This window comes from Aliivibrio sp. S2TY2 (genome assembly GCF_028765525.1).
Lineage (GTDB): Bacteria > Pseudomonadota > Gammaproteobacteria > Enterobacterales > Vibrionaceae > Aliivibrio > Aliivibrio finisterrensis_A.
Genome location: NZ_JARACS010000006.1, coordinates 16,871 through 37,394 on the forward strand (window position 1 = coordinate 16,871; position 20,524 = coordinate 37,394).

At 36.8% G+C, this 20,524-nt stretch carries 22 protein-coding genes; 6 read left to right on the forward strand and 16 right to left on the reverse strand.

Annotated elements, in window-relative coordinates:
• Nucleotides 1-79 precede the first annotated feature (79 nt).
• The gene (gene radA / locus PVK63_RS10935; RefSeq protein WP_130046841.1) at nucleotides 80-1,465 is read right to left on the reverse strand and encodes a DNA repair protein RadA; all 1,386 of its coding nucleotides are present in this window, start codon (nucleotides 1,463-1,465) and stop codon (nucleotides 80-82) included.
• A 117-nt stretch (nucleotides 1,466-1,582) separates the two neighbouring features.
• Here radA and PVK63_RS10940 point away from each other — a divergent pair, with 117 nt between their 5' ends.
• From PVK63_RS10940 to PVK63_RS10960, 5 genes are all read left to right on the forward strand, one after another.
• Nucleotides 1,583-1,813, forward strand: a complete 231-nt coding sequence (locus tag PVK63_RS10940; RefSeq protein ID WP_274440458.1) for a hypothetical protein — start codon at nucleotides 1,583-1,585, stop codon at nucleotides 1,811-1,813.
• Between the two features lie 180 nt (nucleotides 1,814-1,993).
• Complete coding sequence (locus PVK63_RS10945) at nucleotides 1,994-3,928, forward strand: PilZ domain-containing protein (protein WP_274440510.1); 1,935 nt, start codon at nucleotides 1,994-1,996, stop codon at nucleotides 3,926-3,928.
• A 113-nt stretch (nucleotides 3,929-4,041) separates the two neighbouring features.
• Nucleotides 4,042-4,722 carry a response regulator gene (locus PVK63_RS10950; protein WP_274440459.1) on the forward strand — a complete coding sequence of 227 codons (681 nt, stop codon included), beginning with the start codon at nucleotides 4,042-4,044 and terminating at the stop codon, nucleotides 4,720-4,722.
• Nucleotides 4,723-4,724: 2 nt separating this feature from the next.
• Nucleotides 4,725-6,068: an ATP-binding protein gene (locus PVK63_RS10955; RefSeq protein WP_274440460.1), complete on the forward strand. Its 1,344-nt coding sequence runs from the start codon at nucleotides 4,725-4,727 to the stop codon at nucleotides 6,066-6,068.
• A 3-nt stretch (nucleotides 6,069-6,071) separates the two neighbouring features.
• Nucleotides 6,072-7,037 carry an ATP-binding protein gene (locus PVK63_RS10960; RefSeq protein ID WP_274449256.1) on the forward strand — a complete coding sequence of 322 codons (966 nt, stop codon included), beginning with the start codon at nucleotides 6,072-6,074 and terminating at the stop codon, nucleotides 7,035-7,037.
• 56 nt (nucleotides 7,038-7,093) lie between these two features.
• Here PVK63_RS10960 and PVK63_RS10965 read toward each other — a convergent pair whose 3' ends face one another.
• The 15 genes from PVK63_RS10965 to serB all read right to left on the reverse strand — a co-directional run bounded on the left by PVK63_RS10965 (nucleotide 7,094) and on the right by serB (nucleotide 19,773).
• Nucleotides 7,094-7,753 carry an OmpA family protein gene (locus tag PVK63_RS10965; RefSeq protein WP_274440461.1) on the reverse strand — a complete coding sequence of 220 codons (660 nt, stop codon included), beginning with the start codon at nucleotides 7,751-7,753 and terminating at the stop codon, nucleotides 7,094-7,096.
• Between the two features lie 14 nt (nucleotides 7,754-7,767).
• Complete coding sequence (locus PVK63_RS10970; protein WP_274440462.1) at nucleotides 7,768-9,159, reverse strand: pilus assembly protein TadG-related protein; 1,392 nt, start codon at nucleotides 9,157-9,159, stop codon at nucleotides 7,768-7,770.
• Between the two features lie 2 nt (nucleotides 9,160-9,161).
• Nucleotides 9,162-9,710: a tight adherence pilus pseudopilin TadF gene (gene tadF, locus PVK63_RS10975; RefSeq protein ID WP_155655106.1), complete on the reverse strand. Its 549-nt coding sequence runs from the start codon at nucleotides 9,708-9,710 to the stop codon at nucleotides 9,162-9,164.
• Nucleotides 9,685-10,170 (reverse strand): TadE/TadG family type IV pilus assembly protein, encoded by a 486-nt coding sequence (locus PVK63_RS10980; protein ID WP_011261286.1) that lies wholly within the window; start codon nucleotides 10,168-10,170, stop codon nucleotides 9,685-9,687. The genes tadF and PVK63_RS10980 overlap by 26 nt, the downstream gene beginning before the upstream one ends.
• 8 nt (nucleotides 10,171-10,178) lie before the next feature.
• Entirely contained in the window at nucleotides 10,179-10,919 is a 741-nt protein-coding gene (locus PVK63_RS10985) for a tetratricopeptide repeat protein (protein WP_274440463.1), read from the reverse strand.
• Nucleotides 10,912-11,784 (reverse strand): type II secretion system F family protein, encoded by an 873-nt coding sequence (locus PVK63_RS10990; protein WP_274440464.1) that lies wholly within the window; start codon nucleotides 11,782-11,784, stop codon nucleotides 10,912-10,914. Before PVK63_RS10990 ends, PVK63_RS10985 begins: the two co-directional genes overlap by 8 nt.
• Complete coding sequence (locus tag PVK63_RS10995; protein ID WP_274440465.1) at nucleotides 11,784-12,701, reverse strand: type II secretion system F family protein; 918 nt, start codon at nucleotides 12,699-12,701, stop codon at nucleotides 11,784-11,786. The genes PVK63_RS10990 and PVK63_RS10995 overlap by 1 nt, the downstream gene beginning before the upstream one ends.
• On the reverse strand, nucleotides 12,701-13,990 hold the full coding sequence (locus PVK63_RS11000) for a CpaF family protein (RefSeq protein WP_155692044.1): 1,290 nt from the start codon (nucleotides 13,988-13,990) through the stop codon (nucleotides 12,701-12,703). Before PVK63_RS11000 ends, PVK63_RS10995 begins: the two co-directional genes overlap by 1 nt.
• 6 nt (nucleotides 13,991-13,996) lie before the next feature.
• The gene (locus tag PVK63_RS11005; RefSeq protein WP_274440467.1) at nucleotides 13,997-15,235 is read right to left on the reverse strand and encodes an AAA family ATPase; all 1,239 of its coding nucleotides are present in this window, start codon (nucleotides 15,233-15,235) and stop codon (nucleotides 13,997-13,999) included.
• Nucleotides 15,236-15,284: 49 nt separating this feature from the next.
• Entirely contained in the window at nucleotides 15,285-15,755 is a 471-nt protein-coding gene (locus PVK63_RS11010; RefSeq protein ID WP_274440468.1) for a hypothetical protein, read from the reverse strand.
• On the reverse strand, nucleotides 15,752-17,062 hold the full coding sequence (locus PVK63_RS11015) for a type II and III secretion system protein family protein (protein ID WP_274440469.1): 1,311 nt from the start codon (nucleotides 17,060-17,062) through the stop codon (nucleotides 15,752-15,754). Before PVK63_RS11015 ends, PVK63_RS11010 begins: the two co-directional genes overlap by 4 nt.
• 3 nt (nucleotides 17,063-17,065) lie before the next feature.
• Nucleotides 17,066-17,878, reverse strand: a complete 813-nt coding sequence (gene cpaB, locus PVK63_RS11020) for a Flp pilus assembly protein CpaB (RefSeq protein WP_274440470.1) — start codon at nucleotides 17,876-17,878, stop codon at nucleotides 17,066-17,068.
• 7 nt (nucleotides 17,879-17,885) lie between these two features.
• Nucleotides 17,886-18,323, reverse strand: coding sequence for an A24 family peptidase (locus PVK63_RS11025; RefSeq protein ID WP_274440471.1), 438 nt, complete (start codon nucleotides 18,321-18,323; stop codon nucleotides 17,886-17,888).
• A 15-nt stretch (nucleotides 18,324-18,338) separates the two neighbouring features.
• On the reverse strand, nucleotides 18,339-18,545 hold the full coding sequence (locus PVK63_RS11030) for a Flp family type IVb pilin (RefSeq protein WP_274440472.1): 207 nt from the start codon (nucleotides 18,543-18,545) through the stop codon (nucleotides 18,339-18,341).
• Between the two features lie 259 nt (nucleotides 18,546-18,804).
• Entirely contained in the window at nucleotides 18,805-19,773 is a 969-nt protein-coding gene (gene serB / locus PVK63_RS11035) for a phosphoserine phosphatase (RefSeq protein WP_274440474.1), read from the reverse strand.
• 133 nt (nucleotides 19,774-19,906) lie between these two features.
• On the opposite strand from serB, the gene PVK63_RS11040 reads away from it, so the two are divergent.
• Nucleotides 19,907-20,503: a YtjB family periplasmic protein gene (locus PVK63_RS11040; protein WP_274440475.1), complete on the forward strand. Its 597-nt coding sequence runs from the start codon at nucleotides 19,907-19,909 to the stop codon at nucleotides 20,501-20,503.
• The last annotated feature ends 21 nt before the right edge of the window (nucleotides 20,504-20,524 follow it).

Genomic DNA, 20,524 nt, shown 5'->3' on the forward strand with positions numbered 1-20,524 from the left:
GTTCTGCTTGCGCAAATTATAGATGAATTTACACGATTTCAAATAAAAAATCGGAAAAAATCAGTAATAAATTCTGTCTTTATAACTCATCAAAAGCATCAATTGCCTCAGATAATTTTTTTACACCATGTATTTGCATGCCTTCAATGCCACCTTTTGGCATATTAGCCGCTGGAACAATCGCTTTTTTAAAACCATGCTTATAAGCTTCCATTAAACGCTCTTGCCCACTTGGCACTGGACGGATCTCGCCAGCAAGGCCTATTTCGCCAAACACAACAACGTCCTTTGGTAATGGTCGATCTTTAAAGCTAGATAACAGTGCAATAATTAATGCCAAATCCGCACTCGTTTCAGCCACTTTAACGCCACCGACCACGTTAACAAAAACATCTTGATCTGCCATTTGCAAACCTCCATGCTTATGCAATACCGCAAGCAACATCGACAATCGATTTTGATCTAAACCCACTGATACACGTCTCGGATTTGAAAGTTGAGAATAATCAACCAACGCTTGTATTTCGACAAGCAATGGACGAGTCCCCTCCCATACCACCATTACTGAACTACCAGAGGTTTCTTCTTCACCACGAGATAAGAAAATCGCAGACGGATTACTCACCTCTTTCAGCCCTTGTCCGGTCATGGCAAAAACCCCGAGCTCATTCACCGCACCAAAACGGTTTTTATGACTGCGGAGCGTTCTAAAACGACTATCAGCGCTACCGTCAAGTAATACGGAGCAATCAATAATATGCTCTAACACTTTAGGCCCAGCTAAAGTGCCATCTTTGGTTACATGACCTACTAAGAAAATAGCCACATTATTTTGTTTTGCATATCGAGTTAAGGCGGTTGCTGACTCACGGACTTGTGCGACACTACCTGGTGATGATTGAACATCCGCTACGTGCATAACCTGAATTGAATCAATAACCATGATCTTAGGTTGCTCTTTTTCAGCGACCTGACAAATCTTATCGATATTGGTTTCAGATAACATTTTTAAGTTATCTTTTGGCAACCCAAGACGGGAAGCGCGCATCGCTACCTGCTGCAACGATTCTTCACCAGTAACATACAACGTTGGCATTTCTGCCGCCAAACGACACATGGTTTGCAAAAGTAAAGTAGATTTACCAGCACCAGGATTACCACCAATCAAAATGGCAGCACCAGGAACAATGCCACCACCTAAAACACGATCGAACTCCTTAAATGAGCTACTAAATCGAGGAACTTCTTGTAGATTAATACTCGATAACGTTTGTACTTCGGAGTCTATCGCTGACCCTGCATAGCCACCTCCAGACAGGCGTTCATTTCGAGCCACCTGTGGAGAAGCGGCCAATCTAACCTCTGTAATCGTGTTCCATGCCCCACAAGCATTACACTGGCCTTGCCAACGAGGAAAGTCTGCTCCACAATCATTACAAACATAGGCGCGTTTTGCTTTTGCCATATATCACCGACATATAAATAGTTAAAGTGATGGGTATTACTATTTAACGTATAGTGTTAAATATTTTAGCAACTCTGCCGATAACCCCATTAGATTGTTATTACTGTACCAGAAATCATGCAGCAAGAAGAATATCAAAGCTACGTTGAACAACTTATCCCTGTATTTGGCGAACCAGATTTTGAATTGGTTTGTAACCAAGTCATGTCTCATGAACACGCATCAATTCATTTAATCGTCAAAATTGAGTTGAAGCGTATCATGACGCCTTGTAAAAAAAGCATTGATTTACGTGGGAGAGTAAAAGGACAATGCCATCAATACGAACTTGATGGCTATACTCATTAGTTAGATGATGTCGCCATAAATACCTACCATAAAAGCATTGAACGCTATGGCAGCTATACCGAAGGTGTATGGGAAGCATTAACCAATACACGAAATAATTTTCGCGTTTTACATAAAAATAAAGAACTGATTTCAGCATCTGAAGATAAAAACGAGGAAGGTTTATTTAAAACCAAACTAATCCGTTTTGGCCATTATCTAACACGAAGCGAAAACCGTTTACGCATGTCAACGCAAGTTACCGTACTTCTACCAAATGGCAATCTAATTCATGGTACGAGTAGCGACCTTTCCTCTTCTGGTGCCAGAATCAAAGTTCCTGCCGCTTTCGAATATGGTTTAGGTCAAATTATTCAAGTTAGCTTTCCTACTCTTGCAAAAGAAACAGGCATTAAAGATCTTAATGGTGATTTCCCATATCGAATTCTTGGTATTCATGACAGTGAAGAAAGTGACAGTTATCGCTGGTTGCGCCTTAAAATGGAAGCTAACCACGATGTTATCGCTATCGCCATTGATGAAAAACTAAATAAAAATAAGCGTCGAACTCTGCACGACCAAAAAGATCAAGTGGTCCGTGCACGAACGCAAGGGTATGAGCACTGTTTTTTACGTCATACCACTAACATCCCGTTATTCTTCTCTGGTGATACTTTAAAATATGCCATCCTTACCGATCATAATGAATCCCTTTGGAAGCACTGGCATGACGAAAAGAACCAACCTGTAATCAATCACCTGTTTAAAGCTGAACGTATGCAGTTTTTAACCAAGCCAGGGTTAAAAGCCAGTCGAACACATTTTTACAGTTTTAAACATGATCATGAAGATAGAGAACTTTTCTATTCAATGATGTCTTCAGAAGGGACTCAGCAAGAACGCCAACTGTTCTGGCATATTGGTGCTAAGCGAAAGAGCTGGAAGGTGATCCGCCTTTCTCTTTTTGAACTAGAAAAAGGAGACAAAGAACGTCTGCTTACCGTTGCTCCTGAGATGGAGGGCGTACTTTCAACTCTAACGCACATGGGGATCTTAACTGAGATCAGCTTGCCAGAAACACAGAAAGATTATCTCTTAACAGATAAACCCGTGCTGGCGCCTAAAGAATTAAATCCATATCGTCATGCCACGGCACCCATTAGCCAAGCGCATGCACTTTATTTTGATTCAGCACCTCGTCGAACAGAGCCTAGGTTTAACTATCAAACTCTCGTGACCTTACATCACCCTCAACTTGGGGATGTGACAGGAAGAACATTAGATATATCAATAAATGGACTGTCTATTCAATTAGATAAAGCGGTACAACTGACAAAAAAATCAGACGTAAAAGTAACATTTAATGATTTGCAGAGTTTAGATAAAAATACGCCATTAAGTCGTATTGGATACCATGTATTAAAAGTCGCTTCTAATGGTATTAATATCCAACTCCATATTGAAGACAGCTTAAAAACCCAAAAAAGCAAAGCATTTTTAAGCCGCTTAATCGAGCATAATATTGAAAGATTACCTATGGATTATGAGCAACTTCCATCCATGGAGATGCTGAAAATTATGCATCAATTATTGCTTAATAAACTAACGACAACACCTTTTTTTATCGAAAAAGATAACCATAAAATTAAGACTCGTTGTATTGGGGTTAACTTCCCTCTCAACCGCCTAAATAAGATTTGGCAGCATTTAGGGGATGAAAACACCCTCAATTTAGAGCCTATTTTTAAAACAAGGGTACGTCAATTACTGGTTGAACCATTAAAAACACCCGCAAATAAACGTTCGCATCATCACGAAATCTACCTTGCTGTTGTGATTAAAGATGGGAAGATCAAATCTGTTTTCACTCGCATGCTGCAGGAATTCAGTTCATATAACGATCGCTTAACTTTTATAAAGAAAGCAAAAGAACATGGTGAATTTTTAGCAATCAGAGTGACTACTACAGCGGTTAAAAATCCATTATCAACCACATCAGAGAGTGAGTTGAGTCAACTTGCACAGCATGCGATTCACTATGCTAGAGCACTTGAAAATGAATTATCAAGTATTGTCGGCTGTGGTGAAATCGCAGATATTACTGATGAAGTATTAATTCGACTAGAGTTAGGGTAACTAATGTGATTTAAATTTAATAAAGCCCATCAATTTACGGGCTTTATTATTTAAAAACAAAATGATAAGTGTTATTAATGACTATATAAACCTAAGGAATCAGTCGGTATATTATGCAAATAGCTCTTGTTGAAGATAATGAAATCTTAAACCACCACCTGTCTAGTCAATTAAAAGATCAGGGACATGTTGTTTATTCTGATAAAACAGCCTCTGCATTTTTACAAACCGTACAAAAAAAAGAACACATTGATGTCATGATTGTTGATTTAGGTTTACCTGATTTCGACGGTATCACTCTCATCAAGCAAATTCGCCGCAAAGAAATTCATAGCCCTATTCTAATACTTACCGCTCGCGGGAACTGGCAAGATAAAGTCGAAGGACTTGAGGCTGGAGCTGACGATTACCTAGTAAAACCTTTTCAATCCGAAGAATTAATAGCAAGGCTTTATGCCCTAGCAAGACGAGCGGCAGGATTTACACAATCGAAAGTAACCGCTGAAAATATTGAATTAGACATAAAAGCAAAAACCATCCATGTAGACGGTCAATTTCTACAATTAACTTCATTTGAATATGATATCGCTGCTTATTTAATAAAAAACAGCTTAAAAATCATATCAAAACAGCAATTTGTTGATGCTTTATATCAAGAAGATTCTGAAGTTCAACTCAATAATATTGAAGTTATCATTTCACGTTTAAGAAAAAAATTTGCAACCGTTGGTCATAGTGAACTGATTACAACGGTACGAGGTCAGGGCTATCAGTTTCAAATAAAGGCGAAGTAATCATGAAGCGTTTAGTTCAAAACCAATTTCGACGACGCATATTATTCAGTTTTTTAGCTGTCGTTATTGGTTTTTTAATGCTAAATGGCTATCTTCGCTATAAAAATGCTCGTTCAGAACTAATTGCTGAATACACTCTGAGTATTGGTCATACTTTTCCATCAATTTTCAATGAAATAACATCTTCAGGTTATTTACCTAAATTATCAGAAGGAACTAAAAATAATTATTATAAACCATCTTCAGAAAATATTACTGTTGTAATTTGTGATGATAATGATAATTTACTTTGGGATAGTATGCTTAAAGGGCCAAAAACACATGTTAAGAACATTTGTACAGATTTACCTAAAGTATTAAATAAACCTATCTTACTAACAAAGCCAAGTGGTGCATCTTTCATTTCTCATGCAATACAAGTACAAAAATATAAAAATTTACCTCAACGTCGAATTATTCTATTACAAAGAATGGAGAAAAAAATTGGAGCACTTAAGAAGCTAAAAATACAACTTGCAATAGCTTATACAATCCTTATTTTAATTGCCATCTTAGGCGTGTTATGGGGATATAAGCGTTCTTTTCATCCTTTAAATAAACTTCATAATGAATTAAAAAAGATAAAAAATAGCAAACAAGAAAAACTTATTTATAGCTATCCTGAAGAACTAGAACCTATAAGCCAAGCGATTAATCGATTACTTGAACAACAAGATGAGCAATCAAGTAAATACAAAAAAGCAATGGACGATTTAGCACACAGCCTTAAGACTAGAATAGCGACTTGTGATGCATTGTTATATCAAAAAGAACCGCCTATCGCGGATATCATGGAACAACTCAATGATATGGACTCTGTGATACAACACCAATTGAAACGTGCCCTAATGGGATCTAGAGGCATAAGTAAACATCATACTTTACTCTCTCCTATTGTAGATAAACTCACGAAAATGTTTACTAAGATTCATAAAGATCGTCATATCGAATTCATTCCCAACTATAATAATACGCAAACCTTACCCATTAATTATAATGACTTAATGGAAGTTCTCGGAAATATCTTAGAGAACAGTTATCGCTTTGCAGATAGCTATATTATTTTATCAATTGTAGAGCGTAGCGAAGGCTTCAATATTCATGTTGAGAATGATGGCGATCCTTTACCTCAAGATAAAATCGAATCGGTATTTCAACGAGGAATACGTGCGGATGAAAAGAATCCAGGCACAGGAATTGGACTCGCGGTATGTGAAGAGATCATATCCAGTTACAACGGGCAAATCTGGTTCCACACACAAGATGCTGGCTCAAGATTAGAAATATTTTTACCACACCAACTATAAGTAATGATGACAAACCTAAATAATAATTATGGATTTTCCCGGATCTTTTTTTCTTTAATCCTAGGAGCTCTACTCTTTAGTGCTCCAATTTTGTTTCTAATATATAAGCAAACAGAACAACCAATAATATTAATCACTGTGGGGACATTGCTAAGTTTCATTGTCTTTATTTACTTTAGTTACCAATGGGCAATTAAACCGATAAATAAGAAAAGACGAGAATTAAAACGCATTCAAAACATGAAAGAAGGTTTCTTTGCTCAACCAAGTGACACCGAGTCAGAGTTAACATCAATTTACCACTCAACTAACCGTGCCCTCTTTCAAGCAAAAGAAAAAGAAGAACAATATAAAAAAACACTCGATGATTTAGCTCATAGTTTAAAAAATCACGTTATCGCATCAAAACTATTACTACAAGATCTGCAATCCGAGTCAACAGAAAAGCTCTTTCAACAATTAACCTTAATGGATGATGTTATCCAAGGTCAATTACAAAGAGCTACATTAAATATTAAAGAACTAAAACCAACGGCAACTGTGGTTAGTGAACCATTACAAGGATTACTCTCCATGTTTAGTAAGATCTACCATGAAAAAGGAATTGAGGTTTGTTGTTTGATCAATGAAGAGCAAAAACTACCAATAGAAAAAAATGATTTGATGGAAATACTAGGTAACACACTAGAGAATAGTTTTCGATTCGCATCGACAAAGATCGTTATTACCATTAAACAATATAGTAACGATTATATATTGAGCATTGAAAATGATGGCCCATCAATTCCTGAAGAACAAAAAGAATCGTTATTTTTACGAGGAGTTAGAGCTGATAAACTGAATGCAGGAACAGGATTAGGACTTGCTTTATGTGCTGATATTATTGAGAAATATAATGGAAGTATTTGGTTTGACACTCCAGAGAATAAACGTTTAGGTGCACTACTAAAAATAAAGCTACCTATTTAGCAAACAAAGGCGGTATTCCAACGTTTCGTTAGTAACACCGCCTATCTCTTTAACTATCAATTAGCTTCGTCTGCTTTTTTCTCAATATCAACTCGACGATTATGATGCTGACCTTCCAATGTAGTATTGTCATCAATCGGCTGTTGCTCTCCAAATGAATAGGATTCTAACTGCTCTTTGCTAGCTCCTTGATCTAATAAAAATGCTTTTACGCTATTTGAACGAGCTAGCCCAAGATCAATATTATAATTTTCTCGGCCTTTATTATCGGTGTGGCCATTAAGTCGCACTGTATCTTTTTGTGTTTCTAATTTTTCAGTTACGTTTTGAAGAATATACTTTGAACGTTCCGTTAATGAGTATTGATCAAAATTAAATAGCACTCGTGCAAATAATTTTTGCTCTACATTATCCTCAACGACTTCAGCGTAACTTAATAAATACTCACTGCATTGATTACTAAGATTTGCTTGTTGCATTGTATTGCTAAATGTTCGCTTGATAACTTCAGGTGATAACTCGGTATTCACCTGCATAAATGGACCTTGATGAAATAAAATTTGTTTTCCTTCACCAATGGTAACTTGCTCTTGAAACTCAACACTCTCAGTTCCACAATAATAATCAAGTAACTGATTAAATTCTTGGTTATGATTTTTCTCGGCAGATAACACATTGGCAGAAAATAAAGCCAATAACACACATATTTTTTTCATAATTTACTCCGACTTTATTGAGCTAAATGCCCGACTTCTTCTGATACCAATGACATAATTAAATTTAAAATTTCATCTTTATTATTTGCACTAAATGCGTTCTCTTCTCCCACACAATTTAGCAGCCCAGTATTAGCATGAATATCATAACCATCACCAAAGCCAATCATTGCAATCCTTACACTAGGATCTTCTCCTGTATTCGTCGGTAACCCTGAGCTACTACCACTAGAGAAAACAATTTTATCTGCTTTATTATCTTCAGAAGATACAGGACCACCTTCAATGGCATTACGTAAATTGTCACACATACCATAATCTACTAAGGTTTCTGTTTGTCCTAAATAATGATTAAAATCCTCACCATCAGATAAAATAATAATTAACTGCTTAGGGTTGGCTTCTTCGCCATCATTAGTTATATGGTAAGAAACAATCTGGCTTGCTCGAATGATTCCTTGTAGTGATGCTGTACCACCAAAGGCTTCAAACGATTTAATTTTATGATTAAACGAAGCAAAATCAGAAGTGTACATAATATCGGTAAACTCAGCTTTCTCATCGCCATTTGGTACTCTAGCAGCAGCCCCTTTAACCATAAATTGCTTATTAATGGTTTTCTTAGGATAAAACGTATCACCTGCGTCATAGCCATCAGAGTTATATTTAGTGATCCGCTGATCTCGTATAACAAACTTACCATTACTCGATTCGTTAACCGTTCGACGGTTATAACCTGTCATTGCGACACGATGCTTTGGGCCTGTCGTTGAGTTGTTATAAACTTGCAGTTCATCTGTCACCATTTGAACCACATCTTTTAAATCACTTAATCGTGATGGAGGTGAATAACGCCCAGGAACTTTTGGAACCTCTTCTTCCATATAAGACGGAGCATGCCCTTCCCAGTCGTAATTCATAGACCCGGAAAAATCGAGAATAAAAGTGATATCCATAGGCTGACTGCTTTGAAACTTACGCGCTTTAGACATGCCTGTAACATCAAATGATTCACCAAATCCAACGGTTACATCATTACCAGGAAACCATGATTTATGTTTTGTTCTTCCAGAGACTTGATACTCAACAAATGGTCTATCGTTATCATCAGCAGTACATTCAGGTAGCTCTGAACATTCAAGCTTCTCTACCTTAATATCCACCAAACTCGACATATCATGCAGGTAGTGAGCAACATAGTCTTTGCCGGTTTGCGTTGAAACTTCATCCTCTTCACCATATGCAGAAACGGCTAATACGGCAGCCTCCGCAGCATCCTCTAATCGAGCTTTTGATTGCAAGGCTCTTGCACCATCCGACGCTAATGTAAAAACGCCAAATAAAACAGGAATGCACATAACAAATAAAATAGCGGCATGGCCTGATTGTTGTTTTTTTAATTTCATTATCATCGACCAATAACAATAGAATCAGACATCACCGTGGTATAGCTTTTATCTACCAAATCACCAAACCAGTTATCACTTTCATAGCAAAGCGCTACACGATACAGAGGCATAGTTCGCCCTCTAACACTAAGCACCGTCAATTCTTTTAACTGACCGATAGATTTATTTACATGACACGTTTCTGTACCACGATGTTCACTAATCACTGGATTAGGCACATCCACTTCAGAAAAACTCAGTTCCTCTACTAACATGCCGTATTTATTAGCATCAAAATTACCAAACGTTCTTGAAAGCGAGTTTTTTGCTATCTTATTTAAGCTGTCTACTTCTTCTGATGTTAATTGATAATCCATACCGTAAAGTTGGGTGCGCTCTTTTAGTACATTAACCAAAGAATAAGAAAGACGATCCAATTTCCCTTTTATGGATAACTTAATAATCACATCCCCGCTAAAGGCGAGAAGTAAACTAAAGCAAATACCAACAATCGCGAATTCAATACTAAAAATCCCACGTTGTTTAGATTTCAAATTGCGATCGTTCATACTCTTGCACCACTATCATTTCACGGCTCAAATTAGCTGAGCGACTAAATACATAAGAGAAAATAGGATGAAAATCATAGTCAATTCGATAAATTGCTAGTGCATTATTCCCCTCATCTCCACACTCTCGAGTTCGTTGCCCTTCAGGGATTGGGCATCCTTTCTTCTCTGACTCTAAGGCTTCAATAGTCGGCAGATACTGAATTGATACTCTAAAATTATCCGCCGAGATCACCGTGTTCCAAATACTGTTATCACGATATAAAACCTCATCAACAATATCTAAATAACGCTCTTCACCTTTCTTGGCACTTCGAGATACTTCTGAAATCGCAAGGTCGTTAATGGCTGAAATATAAGACATGTAACTCATTTCAACCCATGCCATACACATAAACCAAAACGCCATAAAACCCATTACAAATTCAATAGAAGCTGAACCGTTTTGTTTATTTCTCATATATCACCCTAAACGCTTTTCTTTGTATCAATATCTAAAGAATTAAATCGTTGTAATGATTGATAAATACGTTCAATTTCTTTTTTTGTGTGTTTATCACCTAGCACTGCCTGAATAAATTCAAGATTCTGCTCTTTAGCCATGCTTAGTATTAAATTAGCCATCACTTGTTCATTGGCTTGTCCACTACGATAAACTGGCAATAATCGTTGTGCCGCTCGTTTGTAATTACCTTCGGCAATATCCAAAACCGCTAAATTATTGGCTATCGTATTGCTATCATAAAAATGCAATTGTGCTTTTTGAAAGTATTTGCGTGACTTTTCATATTGATATTCATGACCATATAAAATCCCTAATAAGTTTTCCGTTTCAGGGTTATCAGGGTTTTCTTCCAATGAAAGTAAGGCTGCTTTTATCGCTTGAGGATATTTTCCTAAGTCCCCTAAAGCAGAAGCTTGAAGGTAATAACTTTGAAAGCTTGCTCCGTTTTCAATGTTTGGTTTTAAGTAGAACAACGCACTTTCAGGATCTTCTAAATGCAATAATGCGGCAGCAAGGGCTTCTCGTATTTCTTCAGAATCCTCTTTTTTCAATTCCGCTTTATATAAATCAGATAAAGCGACGTAATTTTGTGTTTGCTCATAAATATCAATTTTTGACTGAGTTAATGAACTTTCACTGTATTGACGAGAACTGCATGCCGACAATAAAAGAACAGTAGAGACTAGAAGTAATTTTTTAAGCATTTAACATCAACCTCATTACACCTGGTGCCGCAATTAAAATAACAATAGGGATCATAATGAATACGATCAGTGGAACTGACATCTTTGCTGCTAACTTCCCTATTCGCTCTTCTAATTCCAGCATCTGTACTTCTCTAATGTCTGATGCCAATGTGGTTAAAACGCTATAAATGGATGAACCGTAATGCATGCTCTGCGTTAATGTCATCACAAAACTACGCATTTCATTAGAGGGGATTTCAACGTACATTTCTTCTAATGATTTTTCTAACCCCACCATACGAGAGCGTTCATTCATTTTAGTTAATACTTGAGTTAAGTCCTTATTAAAGCCTTTCATCTCTTTCGCTAAATAACTAAGAGAGGCTTCAACTGTCATCCCCGTTTGAACACATACCGCCATTAAATCCAATAGGTAAGGCATTTGAGTAGAAACTCGATGGATCCTTGCCTTTATCTTTGTTTGTAAATACATATCGGGAGCAATAATCACAAACACCACCCACAATGATGCGGCAATAACCCAAGCTGTACTTGATAAAAACGATTGGTAATAAGCGATACCAAAAATAACTTCACCAATCAGTAACACGCTGTATTTAATTGGCATAAATAGGTGTACATATTGCGTATTAGTCCAACCTGCTTGACGTAATTTTTGTTTAATCTCTTCTTCATTCGGGTTAAGTTCAGACGCTTTGCTCTTTAGCCATCCACCTAGTTCGTTCTCTTTTGTTTTTTGATTACTACCACTTAAGACTTGTAACTGCTTCTCTCTTAGAAACCTCGTAATACTTAAATAAATAATAAGCATCAAGCCGAATGAAATAAGCGTAATAGATATAAATAAATACCAATCTGACATTACTTGGTTCCTTTTAATAAGCCCCAAATAATAAGCATCCCTATAGCTTCACTAATGAGTACATAATATAAAATGGGTCTACCTTCAGTATGAAACATGACAAATTCATAGTTTTCAGGACTGAGGAACTGCAAAATAAACAAAAAGAAAAAAGGTGTCGCGCAAACTATTTTTGCCGATATTCTCGCTTCTGATGTTAGAGCGTATTTCTTTCTCTCTACAGCTCTCGCATCAAACATCAAACGATTTAAGCGCGAAATCACATCTCTTAATTGACCACCTCGGTTCATGTTTGCGCGTAATGTAATAACAAAAAAACGAAAAGCAGGATAAGGGAAGCGAACACATGACTTCTTAAATACTTCGTCTGGACTCTCACCAAGCTGCAAACGCTCTCCCATTATTTTAAATTCTTTGCCCACATCACCCTCAAGTTTCTTGCCCACAAAAGCAATCGCATGAGTGATACTTTCACCTGCAGATACCGCACTCGATAGCATATTAAGCGCATCCGGAAAACGTTCATTAAATTGTTTTTTCTCTCGCTCTTGAAGCCAAACGTATCCCCAAATCAATCCAGCTACGATAGATATTAATACAACAATATAAGGGGAAGCATGAATCATAGAACGGTTAATCAACAGACCTATTAAGGCAAAAACACATACGGAAAAAACCAGTTTTAACCCAGCACCATTACCTAATTGTCTCGCGATGTTTTTCCAAATAAACTCAAGTTTTTGTCGAAACGTTCGCTCTGTTAAGGAAGCTAAATTGATCGCTTGCTCTGTGCTATTTAAGTCATCAACAAACTGAGTCACATTAGATTTTTCTAAATATTGACTCTTTTTTACCGGCTTATCACCAAGAGCAAAGCCCAATAAAATTAGGCCAATACCGATTGCAATCCAAGACATTACTGTACCTCTGCGTAAGGGGCTCTAAATGCTGATTGTATTTTGTCTTCCATACCAAAGAATCGTGCTTTTTCCATCAACACAGAGCGTTGCATTAAGCCGGAAGTAAAATAGTTACCTTTTACTTTGCCATCTTCGTTTTGTTCTTTATTTGGTTTAAAAGCGAATATTTCTTCAAGAACAACGTTATTACCTTCCAAACCTACAACCTCAGAAATACTCATTACTTTACGAGTACCGTCATGCAGACGACTGATTTGGATAACGATATCGACAGCACTAACAATGGTTCTTCTCACCGCTTCTAATGGTAAGTTATTCGTTGCCATCATCACCATAGCCTCAACTCGTGATAACGCATCTCTTGGTGAATTGGCATGCAATGTAGACATTGAACCATCATGACCAGTATTCATCGCTTGAAGCATTTCAAACGCCTCTCCACCACGACACTCACCTACGATGATTCGATCAGGGCGCATACGTAGTGAGTTAATAACCAAATCACGCTGAGAGACAACACCGGTCCCTTCAATACCTGATGTTCTAGTTTCTAAACGAACAACATGAGGCTGTTGCAATTTTAATTCTGCCGCATCTTCGATTGTGACAATGCGTTCGCCTTCAGAAATGAACTGAGATAATGCATTTAGCATGGTTGTCTTACCTGAGCCAGTACCGCCTGAAATTAAAATATTCAAACGACAGCGTGAAGCAACCATCAGTATTTGCGCCATTTCTTTGCTCATGGCACCAAATTCAACTAAGTCAGAAAAGCCAATACTCTGCTTTTTAAACTTACGAATAGAAATTGAAGTTCCATCAATTGCAATCGGAGGGATCACGATATTGACACGACTCCCGTCTTCTAAGCGTGCATCACAAGTAGGACTTGATTCATCTACTCGACGACCAACACGACTCGCAATGCGTTTTGCAATATCAATCAGTTGTTGTTCATCAATAAAATTAACACTGACTTTCTCTACTAAACCATCTCGCTCAATAAATACATTTTCGTGGCCATTGATCATGATGTCAGTAATGGTTTCATCATCCATCAAGTTTTGTAATGGACCTAAACCAACAAGTTCATTGACTAAACTTTCTACGTACTCATTTTTCATAATAAGAGAGACGGGTAATTGCTCTCTATCAATAAGTAAATCTACCGCATTCGATAATTGTTGAGTCAGCTCTTGTTTGGTTAACTTATTTAACGCTTCAGGTTCTAACGCATTAAATATTTGAGTTCTTAATTGAATATACAGCGCTTTATTATTGTTCATTTTCTACTACCCTTTCTTTTTAAAGAAACTTAAAAATGAACGGCTTTCTTGCTTTGGTTCTTCACCTAAAATCAAAGCAACTAAATTCATAAGAGGCAGTGCCATGGCTGATTTAGTTTTTACGATTTGTAACCCTTCAAGTACGTATTGCGGTGCTTTATCGTCATATGGAATACTGATGGTTGCTCTTTGCCCACTATACTTTTCAATTTCTTCAGCCGAAACCGAACCGCTATTACTCGGACGTGATGAATTCAATACCGAAATAACACGAGTTTGATTATCTAGGTTATTCTTCTTAACTAACTGATTTAATCGGTTGTAATCACGTAATGACGAAACCGTTGCGTCAAAAACAAGTACTAAAACATCAACCTGTTGTAAGAGCTTAATAATGTCATCTTCATTACGAATTAAATGAGCATGATCTTCAATCATCACACTTGAATTTTTAAGCGCCTGCTCTTGTACTGCTAGCGTATATTCTTTCAATTCTTGCGCGTTCAATTCATCAGAATCGATGGCTAACATAGATAACATTGGCGTAATTTTACGAATTAAACCAAGAGCATAAGTACCATCGATATTTGAAATTAATGTTCCTTTTTGAACGATTCTTTTTTTGTGCTGCTTTAACCCCATAAAAATATCGAGATTTCCACCGTGATAATTATGATCAATAAGGAGAGTTGAAACGCCTTTATCAAATGAAAGCATTCGAGACACTTCACTACTAATAAGAGAAGTACCGACACCACCTTTCACACCAACCATAGCAACTCGCTTAGATTTTCGATTGGCCATTAAACCACGATGTTGTTCATGATTATCAAGAACATGCTTCATAAAATCTGAACATTCTTGCTTGCTTACGGGCCAAAATAGGTAATAAAAACCCATCTCTTTAAGTAAACGAATCGTTGAAATTGCGTCTTCAGAACCAACAATAACTACGGATACTTGGCTTGGTAGTAAATGAGCTAATCGCTGTGCATCTTGAACTACATCTTGACTCGCATTGAATTCAATAATCACCACTTCTGGTGGATTTAATAAATCAATCTGACGAAACTCTTCATCGCGGTTTTTAACGCATTTAGGTTCATCTTTACCATCAAATCGAAAAGATTCATTAACCAATGAACGGCACTCTTCTGTCTGGTAAAACAGCATTGTTTTTAATTTATGGCTTAATTTACTTTCATTACTTTTGTTTGTACTTAAACGCTCTGCCAAATCAAACATAATAGCTCCAATAATATGATGTTAATTACGCTAACTCTTTGCGAAATAGCTACATTGCATTTTCAGGATTAACCATCGAATGCCAGCGATTACTTTCGGTATAACAACCGATATTATTAGAGCCGTAATAATCAATTTGCTCATAACCACAAATTTGATATTCAATTTGTTGAGTAATAAATGAAACCGTAACAAGAAAGTAAGGTTTTTCTTTCAATTCAACCGTTTTTATTTGATTAAGGGTATAACCAAATTCACCTAACAATTGTTGATATTTAATTTCTTGTTCTTTTATATCGTCTTTATATATGAATATTTCCCAATGGCCTTTTTTATTTTTAAGTCCATGATGATGAATAAACGTATTTAGTTTATTTTTTATAATGTCATCACTCTGACTGTTAATTGAGAAAGAATATGTCACAGGAATAACATTAATATGTGTCCCCTGTTTTTCATTAATATGGTCAGCACAACCCGATAAAAATAAAAGCACAACCATTACATATAGTTTTTTCATTTTCTAAATCCACCCGCATTCAGAACTTCGCTTGCCCATTGGTCTTCTGCTCTTTCATAGTCACTTCCCATACCGAGGAAACGTCTTAACGTACTGGTTTTCTGCATGGTCGGAAGCTGGATTTGATTTGCTTTAACTGGTTGAACAAGGTTTACCGTTGCAACAATAATCAACTCGGTTTTATTTCGCTCCGTACCGGTATGACGAAACAAAGCCCCTAAAATAGGGATATCACCGACAAAAGGAATGCGAGTTAACGACTCTTTCTCTTCACTATTAAGCAAGCCACCTAACACAAAACTTTGTCCATCTCCGAGTTCTACTGTTGTTCTTGCACTGCGCGTTTTTAATGATGGTAAGTTGTAATTATCAGTCGTATATTGCCTATCAAGAGAGCTTACACTTGGTGCTAATGCCAGTTTAATTTTATCGTCTCTCTCAACCTTAGCCGTTAGATCTAGCTTTACACCAAATTCTTTATATTGAACGTTTGTCGTCCCATCAACGACAGTCACAACAGGTAATTCCCCACCAACAAGAAAACTGGCATCCTCACCAGAAATCACTGATAAATTTGGCTCAGCTAACACTTGCCCTACTGAATCTGTTCCTACAGCGGTGATCACAGAAACAATGTCACTTGCACTAAAATGAACAAGTTGATCAACAAAGATCCCTGCTTGGCCATTACTTCCTACCTTAATGCCAAAATCCTGCATAAAAGAGTGAGAAACTTCTGCGATAGTGAGCTTCACATTGACCTGTTTGGTTCTCGCCACTTCAATTTGGTTAACCACACCTTCAAAATTCAACTTATCCATGTAAGTTAATTCAGTCCGGTCATCTTGTGCGTTGTTATCAGCGTTATCATCAAACAATAGAGTCGCAACCATTTGATAAATCTGATCACGATCTTCTTCATTTAATACGGTACCACTCACCACCGCATTAGTACCAATGGCAAAGATATCGATATCGGAAGTAGGGAATCGCAACTTAACCTGCTGCTCAATACCTGAGTAATTTCGGCTTACAATTATTTTTTTATTTAATAGCTCTCGCCCTTGAACATCAAAAGCAATAAAAACTGAATCACCCACTTCTCGGCCAAACAAAACTACTTTGTATTTATCTATAATTTTGTAGTCTGCTACTTTTGGATTTGAGATAAATACAGACCCTATCTCAGTCGTGGTTGTTATGCTTTTTGCATCACCCGCTGACAGGTTTTCAATCTCTTTTGCTCTCACATTCAAAGAAACAATACTGAGTAAAACCGTTAATATAATAAGAATTCGATATCGCATTTTTTAGCCTCTAAACTCTTGAATAGAATTGACTGGTTTTACTTTTTTAAATCCAGGGATAGTAATAACATCACTTGAATCTGCATGAAGTTCGTGAGAAAACTCAGCGCCAATGGACTTATGAACTTCTAATTCGGCGATACGTTGCGCAATAACTAACTTTGCTAACTCTCGATTTGATACTTCTAGCACCAAGTTGGTCACTGTTTTGGTTGATTTACTGTTTAATCGGACCGGCTTTTCTTGTTGAATGATGTCGAGAACCATTATCTGTGTAAGTAACGGAGCCATTTTTAAACTTTGTACATTTGAGATAGAGGCATCATTTGACAAGTTTTGCTCTGATGATGAAATAGAAGCAATATCAACAATATCACCAACAGAAATAGCACCACCAAGAATAGCGTCATTACTCACCTCTAGATTAAAAGGGACTTTGCCTTCTCTTATTACAAGGTTGAGATACCCTTCTTGTCCTGGGCTTAACACCATATCAGATGTAACTATATCTCCTTGGAGAATGTCTTTTTTAATCAACAATTTTTTATTGAAATTAAATTTAACATCATGAACGATACCGAAACGATCCGCTTGTGTTTGACTGATCCGCTGCACTTCAAGATCCGTTCGTTGTACTGGCGAACCAAACATTAAGTCTTTTTTGGCTATCCAGACCATCACCGTTGGCTCTGGAAGTTTATCGAATTCTTGTACTTTCTCAGTAATAGGTGACTCTGTCGTTGATGTCTGTGACATGCCGTATAAGCCAATCGAAATAGCAATTACAGCTAAAACCAATATTATTTTGGATTTCATTTTTCACCTATATTGATGCGAGAATACCGAATAAACTTCCTATAGAAATAGCGACGCCATAAGGAACCCCTCTTTCTATCCAACGTTCGTTCCCTGTTAGCTTATATATACTGTATTGACAATAAGCTTGAAGGCCACCTAGACATAAAATAATGCAGGTCACCAGTAGTAAATATTGCTGTTCAATCATTAAGGACATTGCTGCATAATATTTAATATCACCGGCAGCAATAATGTTAAATTTAAATAAGATAAATCCAACGAAGAGAATTATTAAAGGTGATAATAAATAACTAATATCACCTTTAACAAAGATAGAGAAAAATCCAATAAACATAATTACTGAAACAACGTTATTAGATATTTTTCTATTTTTAATATCATGGAAAATAACATAAAAATTAACTAACAATATTAAAGCAATAATTAAAAATTTAATTTCCATTTCTATAATTAATTATTATACATCAGCTGCTGAATTAATAACTGTAACAATTTTATTCATTGCTGTTTCAAGCGCGCCCTTTAAAGTACCATTAAATACAGCAAAAACAATTGTTGCCATACAAACACCAATGATTGCATATTCAATTGCTGTTACGCCGCGCTCATCGTTTTTGAAAGATTGAAGAGCAAGTTGAGACTTTACGAATAATTTAGTTAGCATAATAACTCCGCTATTGATTAATATGTGTTCGAAGTGAACAAGGTGAATATTATTCATACAATCAATTAACGTCAATTTAACGACGACAACAAAACGACTTTCTGAATGGATTCCTGCATTTCATTCAGATTCCATTAAGGTTGAGAGCTGGATCACGCTATTTACGCAATATGTAATCGTTATTGCTGAATTTAACGCAAAAAAATGAGCTTTATAATAAAGCTCATTTTTTATATTAAACTTATGGGAGATTAAGCTTCTACCAACTCAGTTTATTACTGAACAATAACGAAGCTGATAAAATACAAGCAACACCACCTAAATCAGCATGTCTGATTGCGGTTTGTGCTTGCTCTTGCACTTTAGGTTTTGCGTGATAGGCAATACCAAGGCCTGCCGCTTCCATCATAACCAGATCATTAGCACCATCACCAACGGCAACCGTATTGCTGATCTCTATCTCATATTTATCTGCAAGCTCAATTAAAATATGTGCCTTCGTCTCTGCACTGACAATCTCACCAAGAACCTTACCGGTAAGTTTGCCATCAACAATTTCCAGTTGATTTGATTGTGCATGTACAAGGTTGAGTTCTTGTTTTAAGTAATCAGAAAAATAAGTAAAACCACCTGATGCAATAGCCGGTTTCCAACCGTATTTATGCATGGTAGCAACCAGCTCTCTGACTTCTGGCATGAAGGGTAACTCTGATTTCACTTTAGCTAAAATCGCTTCATCAGCTCCGGCTAGGGTTCCTACTCGCTGAATTAAGCTCTCTTTAAAATCAAGCTCTCCTTGCATTGCGCGCTCGGTTACTTCTGAAACTTGTTTTCCAACACCAGCTAATTTAGCGATTTCATCAATGCACTCAATTTCTATTGCTGTTGAATCCATATCAAATAAGATAATTCCAGGCTTTGATAAATCAGGAATATCTTTAACTTCAGCGTAATCTAACTCTAGTGCATCAAGAATCGTTTTATGTTCAGGCGTCATTTCACCTGCCATCGCTGCGACATCATAATGCCCAACTTTCCAAGTCGAGAGTACTAAACTTTGCTCGCCAATAAAGAAGTCAATATCTTGAAAGTGATGTTGCGATAAATGGGGACTATATACAATCCACCCAGTCTGCTTTAGATCCAACTGGGTGGTTTCTCGGGTTGATGAGAAACGCTTTAATAGGGGTATATTTTTCTTAATTGAGAATGGGGTTATCATATCCATGATTCGTATCCTTACTAATCCTATCTCAAAAATACCGATTGCAGAGCAGATGAGCAAGACCCAAACGACATAAACTGCTATTTTTCTGTAAATTGAGTATAATTCCCTCATTCTAATTTGCGTGGTGATCTCGATGCTTTCTCAAAATTTTATTGTAAAAAGCCTAATGCTAATTTCCCTTCTTGCATTCAGTTACTTTATCTTAATCAACAGTACCGTTATCAGTGACAATAACCAAATTATACAAAATAAGCAGCTGCAAGATCTTAGTCGTACTATGGTACGCCAAGCTGCTCTCTTTTCTGTTGAGAATATAAAACAAGATAATCACGAAGGTTTACTGCAACTGACTAATAATTTAGCTACAGAACCTCTCGTATTTGATGCAACAATATACGATGCAGAAGGTGGGATCCTAGCCAAAAGTGATAATGCGCTGACCGCTTCACAAATTACAGGGTTAAATACACCACTCTCTATAGATGGTATTGGACGCCAACAATTAATCGAACCGATAATCAAAGAAGATCGTTTACTTGGCTTTCTTCGAGTCACCTTTGAGAAGTCGACACTGACAGGGTTTGCTAATCACCATTACCGTAAAAGCGATCGCTTAATGTTTGGTATGTTAGTAATCAGTTTAGTTTCAGGGATGATGATTATGGCTTTATTACGAAAAAGAGAGCGTTCGAGTAAACCGGTTACCACATTATTTGGTGGTAAAGCATAAAAAGAAAGGCGATGAAGTTAC

Excerpts from the sequence above, each read along its gene's own strand:
- PVK63_RS11040 (WP_274440475.1), top strand. The coding sequence starts at position 19,907 with ATGCTTTCTCAAAATTTTATTGTAAAAAGCCTAATGCTAATTTCCCTT.
- PVK63_RS10980 (WP_011261286.1), bottom strand. The coding sequence starts at position 10,170 with ATGAGAAATAAACAAAACGGTTCAGCTTCTATTGAATTTGTAATGGGT.
- PVK63_RS11000 (WP_155692044.1), bottom strand. The coding sequence starts at position 13,990 with ATGAACAATAATAAAGCGCTGTATATTCAATTAAGAACTCAAATATTT.
- PVK63_RS10955 (WP_274440460.1), top strand. The coding sequence starts at position 4,725 with ATGAAGCGTTTAGTTCAAAACCAATTTCGACGACGCATATTATTCAGT.
- PVK63_RS10985 (WP_274440463.1), bottom strand. The coding sequence starts at position 10,919 with ATGCTTAAAAAATTACTTCTAGTCTCTACTGTTCTTTTATTGTCGGCA.
- PVK63_RS10940 (WP_274440458.1), top strand. The coding sequence starts at position 1,583 with ATGCAGCAAGAAGAATATCAAAGCTACGTTGAACAACTTATCCCTGTA.
- PVK63_RS11015 (WP_274440469.1), bottom strand. The coding sequence starts at position 17,062 with ATGCGATATCGAATTCTTATTATATTAACGGTTTTACTCAGTATTGTT.
- PVK63_RS10995 (WP_274440465.1), bottom strand. The coding sequence starts at position 12,701 with ATGTCTTGGATTGCAATCGGTATTGGCCTAATTTTATTGGGCTTTGCT.
- PVK63_RS10970 (WP_274440462.1), bottom strand. The coding sequence starts at position 9,159 with ATGAAATTAAAAAAACAACAATCAGGCCATGCCGCTATTTTATTTGTT.
- tadF (WP_155655106.1), bottom strand. The coding sequence starts at position 9,710 with ATGAACGATCGCAATTTGAAATCTAAACAACGTGGGATTTTTAGTATT.
- serB (WP_274440474.1), bottom strand. The coding sequence starts at position 19,773 with ATGGATATGATAACCCCATTCTCAATTAAGAAAAATATACCCCTATTA.
- PVK63_RS10960 (WP_274449256.1), top strand. The coding sequence starts at position 6,072 with ATGATGACAAACCTAAATAATAATTATGGATTTTCCCGGATCTTTTTT.
- radA (WP_130046841.1), bottom strand. The coding sequence starts at position 1,465 with ATGGCAAAAGCAAAACGCGCCTATGTTTGTAATGATTGTGGAGCAGAC.
- PVK63_RS10965 (WP_274440461.1), bottom strand. The coding sequence starts at position 7,753 with ATGAAAAAAATATGTGTGTTATTGGCTTTATTTTCTGCCAATGTGTTA.
- PVK63_RS10990 (WP_274440464.1), bottom strand. The coding sequence starts at position 11,784 with ATGTCAGATTGGTATTTATTTATATCTATTACGCTTATTTCATTCGGC.
- PVK63_RS11010 (WP_274440468.1), bottom strand. The coding sequence starts at position 15,755 with ATGAAAAAACTATATGTAATGGTTGTGCTTTTATTTTTATCGGGTTGT.
- PVK63_RS10950 (WP_274440459.1), top strand. The coding sequence starts at position 4,042 with ATGCAAATAGCTCTTGTTGAAGATAATGAAATCTTAAACCACCACCTG.
- PVK63_RS11025 (WP_274440471.1), bottom strand. The coding sequence starts at position 18,323 with ATGGAAATTAAATTTTTAATTATTGCTTTAATATTGTTAGTTAATTTT.
- PVK63_RS11030 (WP_274440472.1), bottom strand. The coding sequence starts at position 18,545 with ATGCTAACTAAATTATTCGTAAAGTCTCAACTTGCTCTTCAATCTTTC.
- cpaB (WP_274440470.1), bottom strand. The coding sequence starts at position 17,878 with ATGAAATCCAAAATAATATTGGTTTTAGCTGTAATTGCTATTTCGATT.
- PVK63_RS11005 (WP_274440467.1), bottom strand. The coding sequence starts at position 15,235 with ATGTTTGATTTGGCAGAGCGTTTAAGTACAAACAAAAGTAATGAAAGT.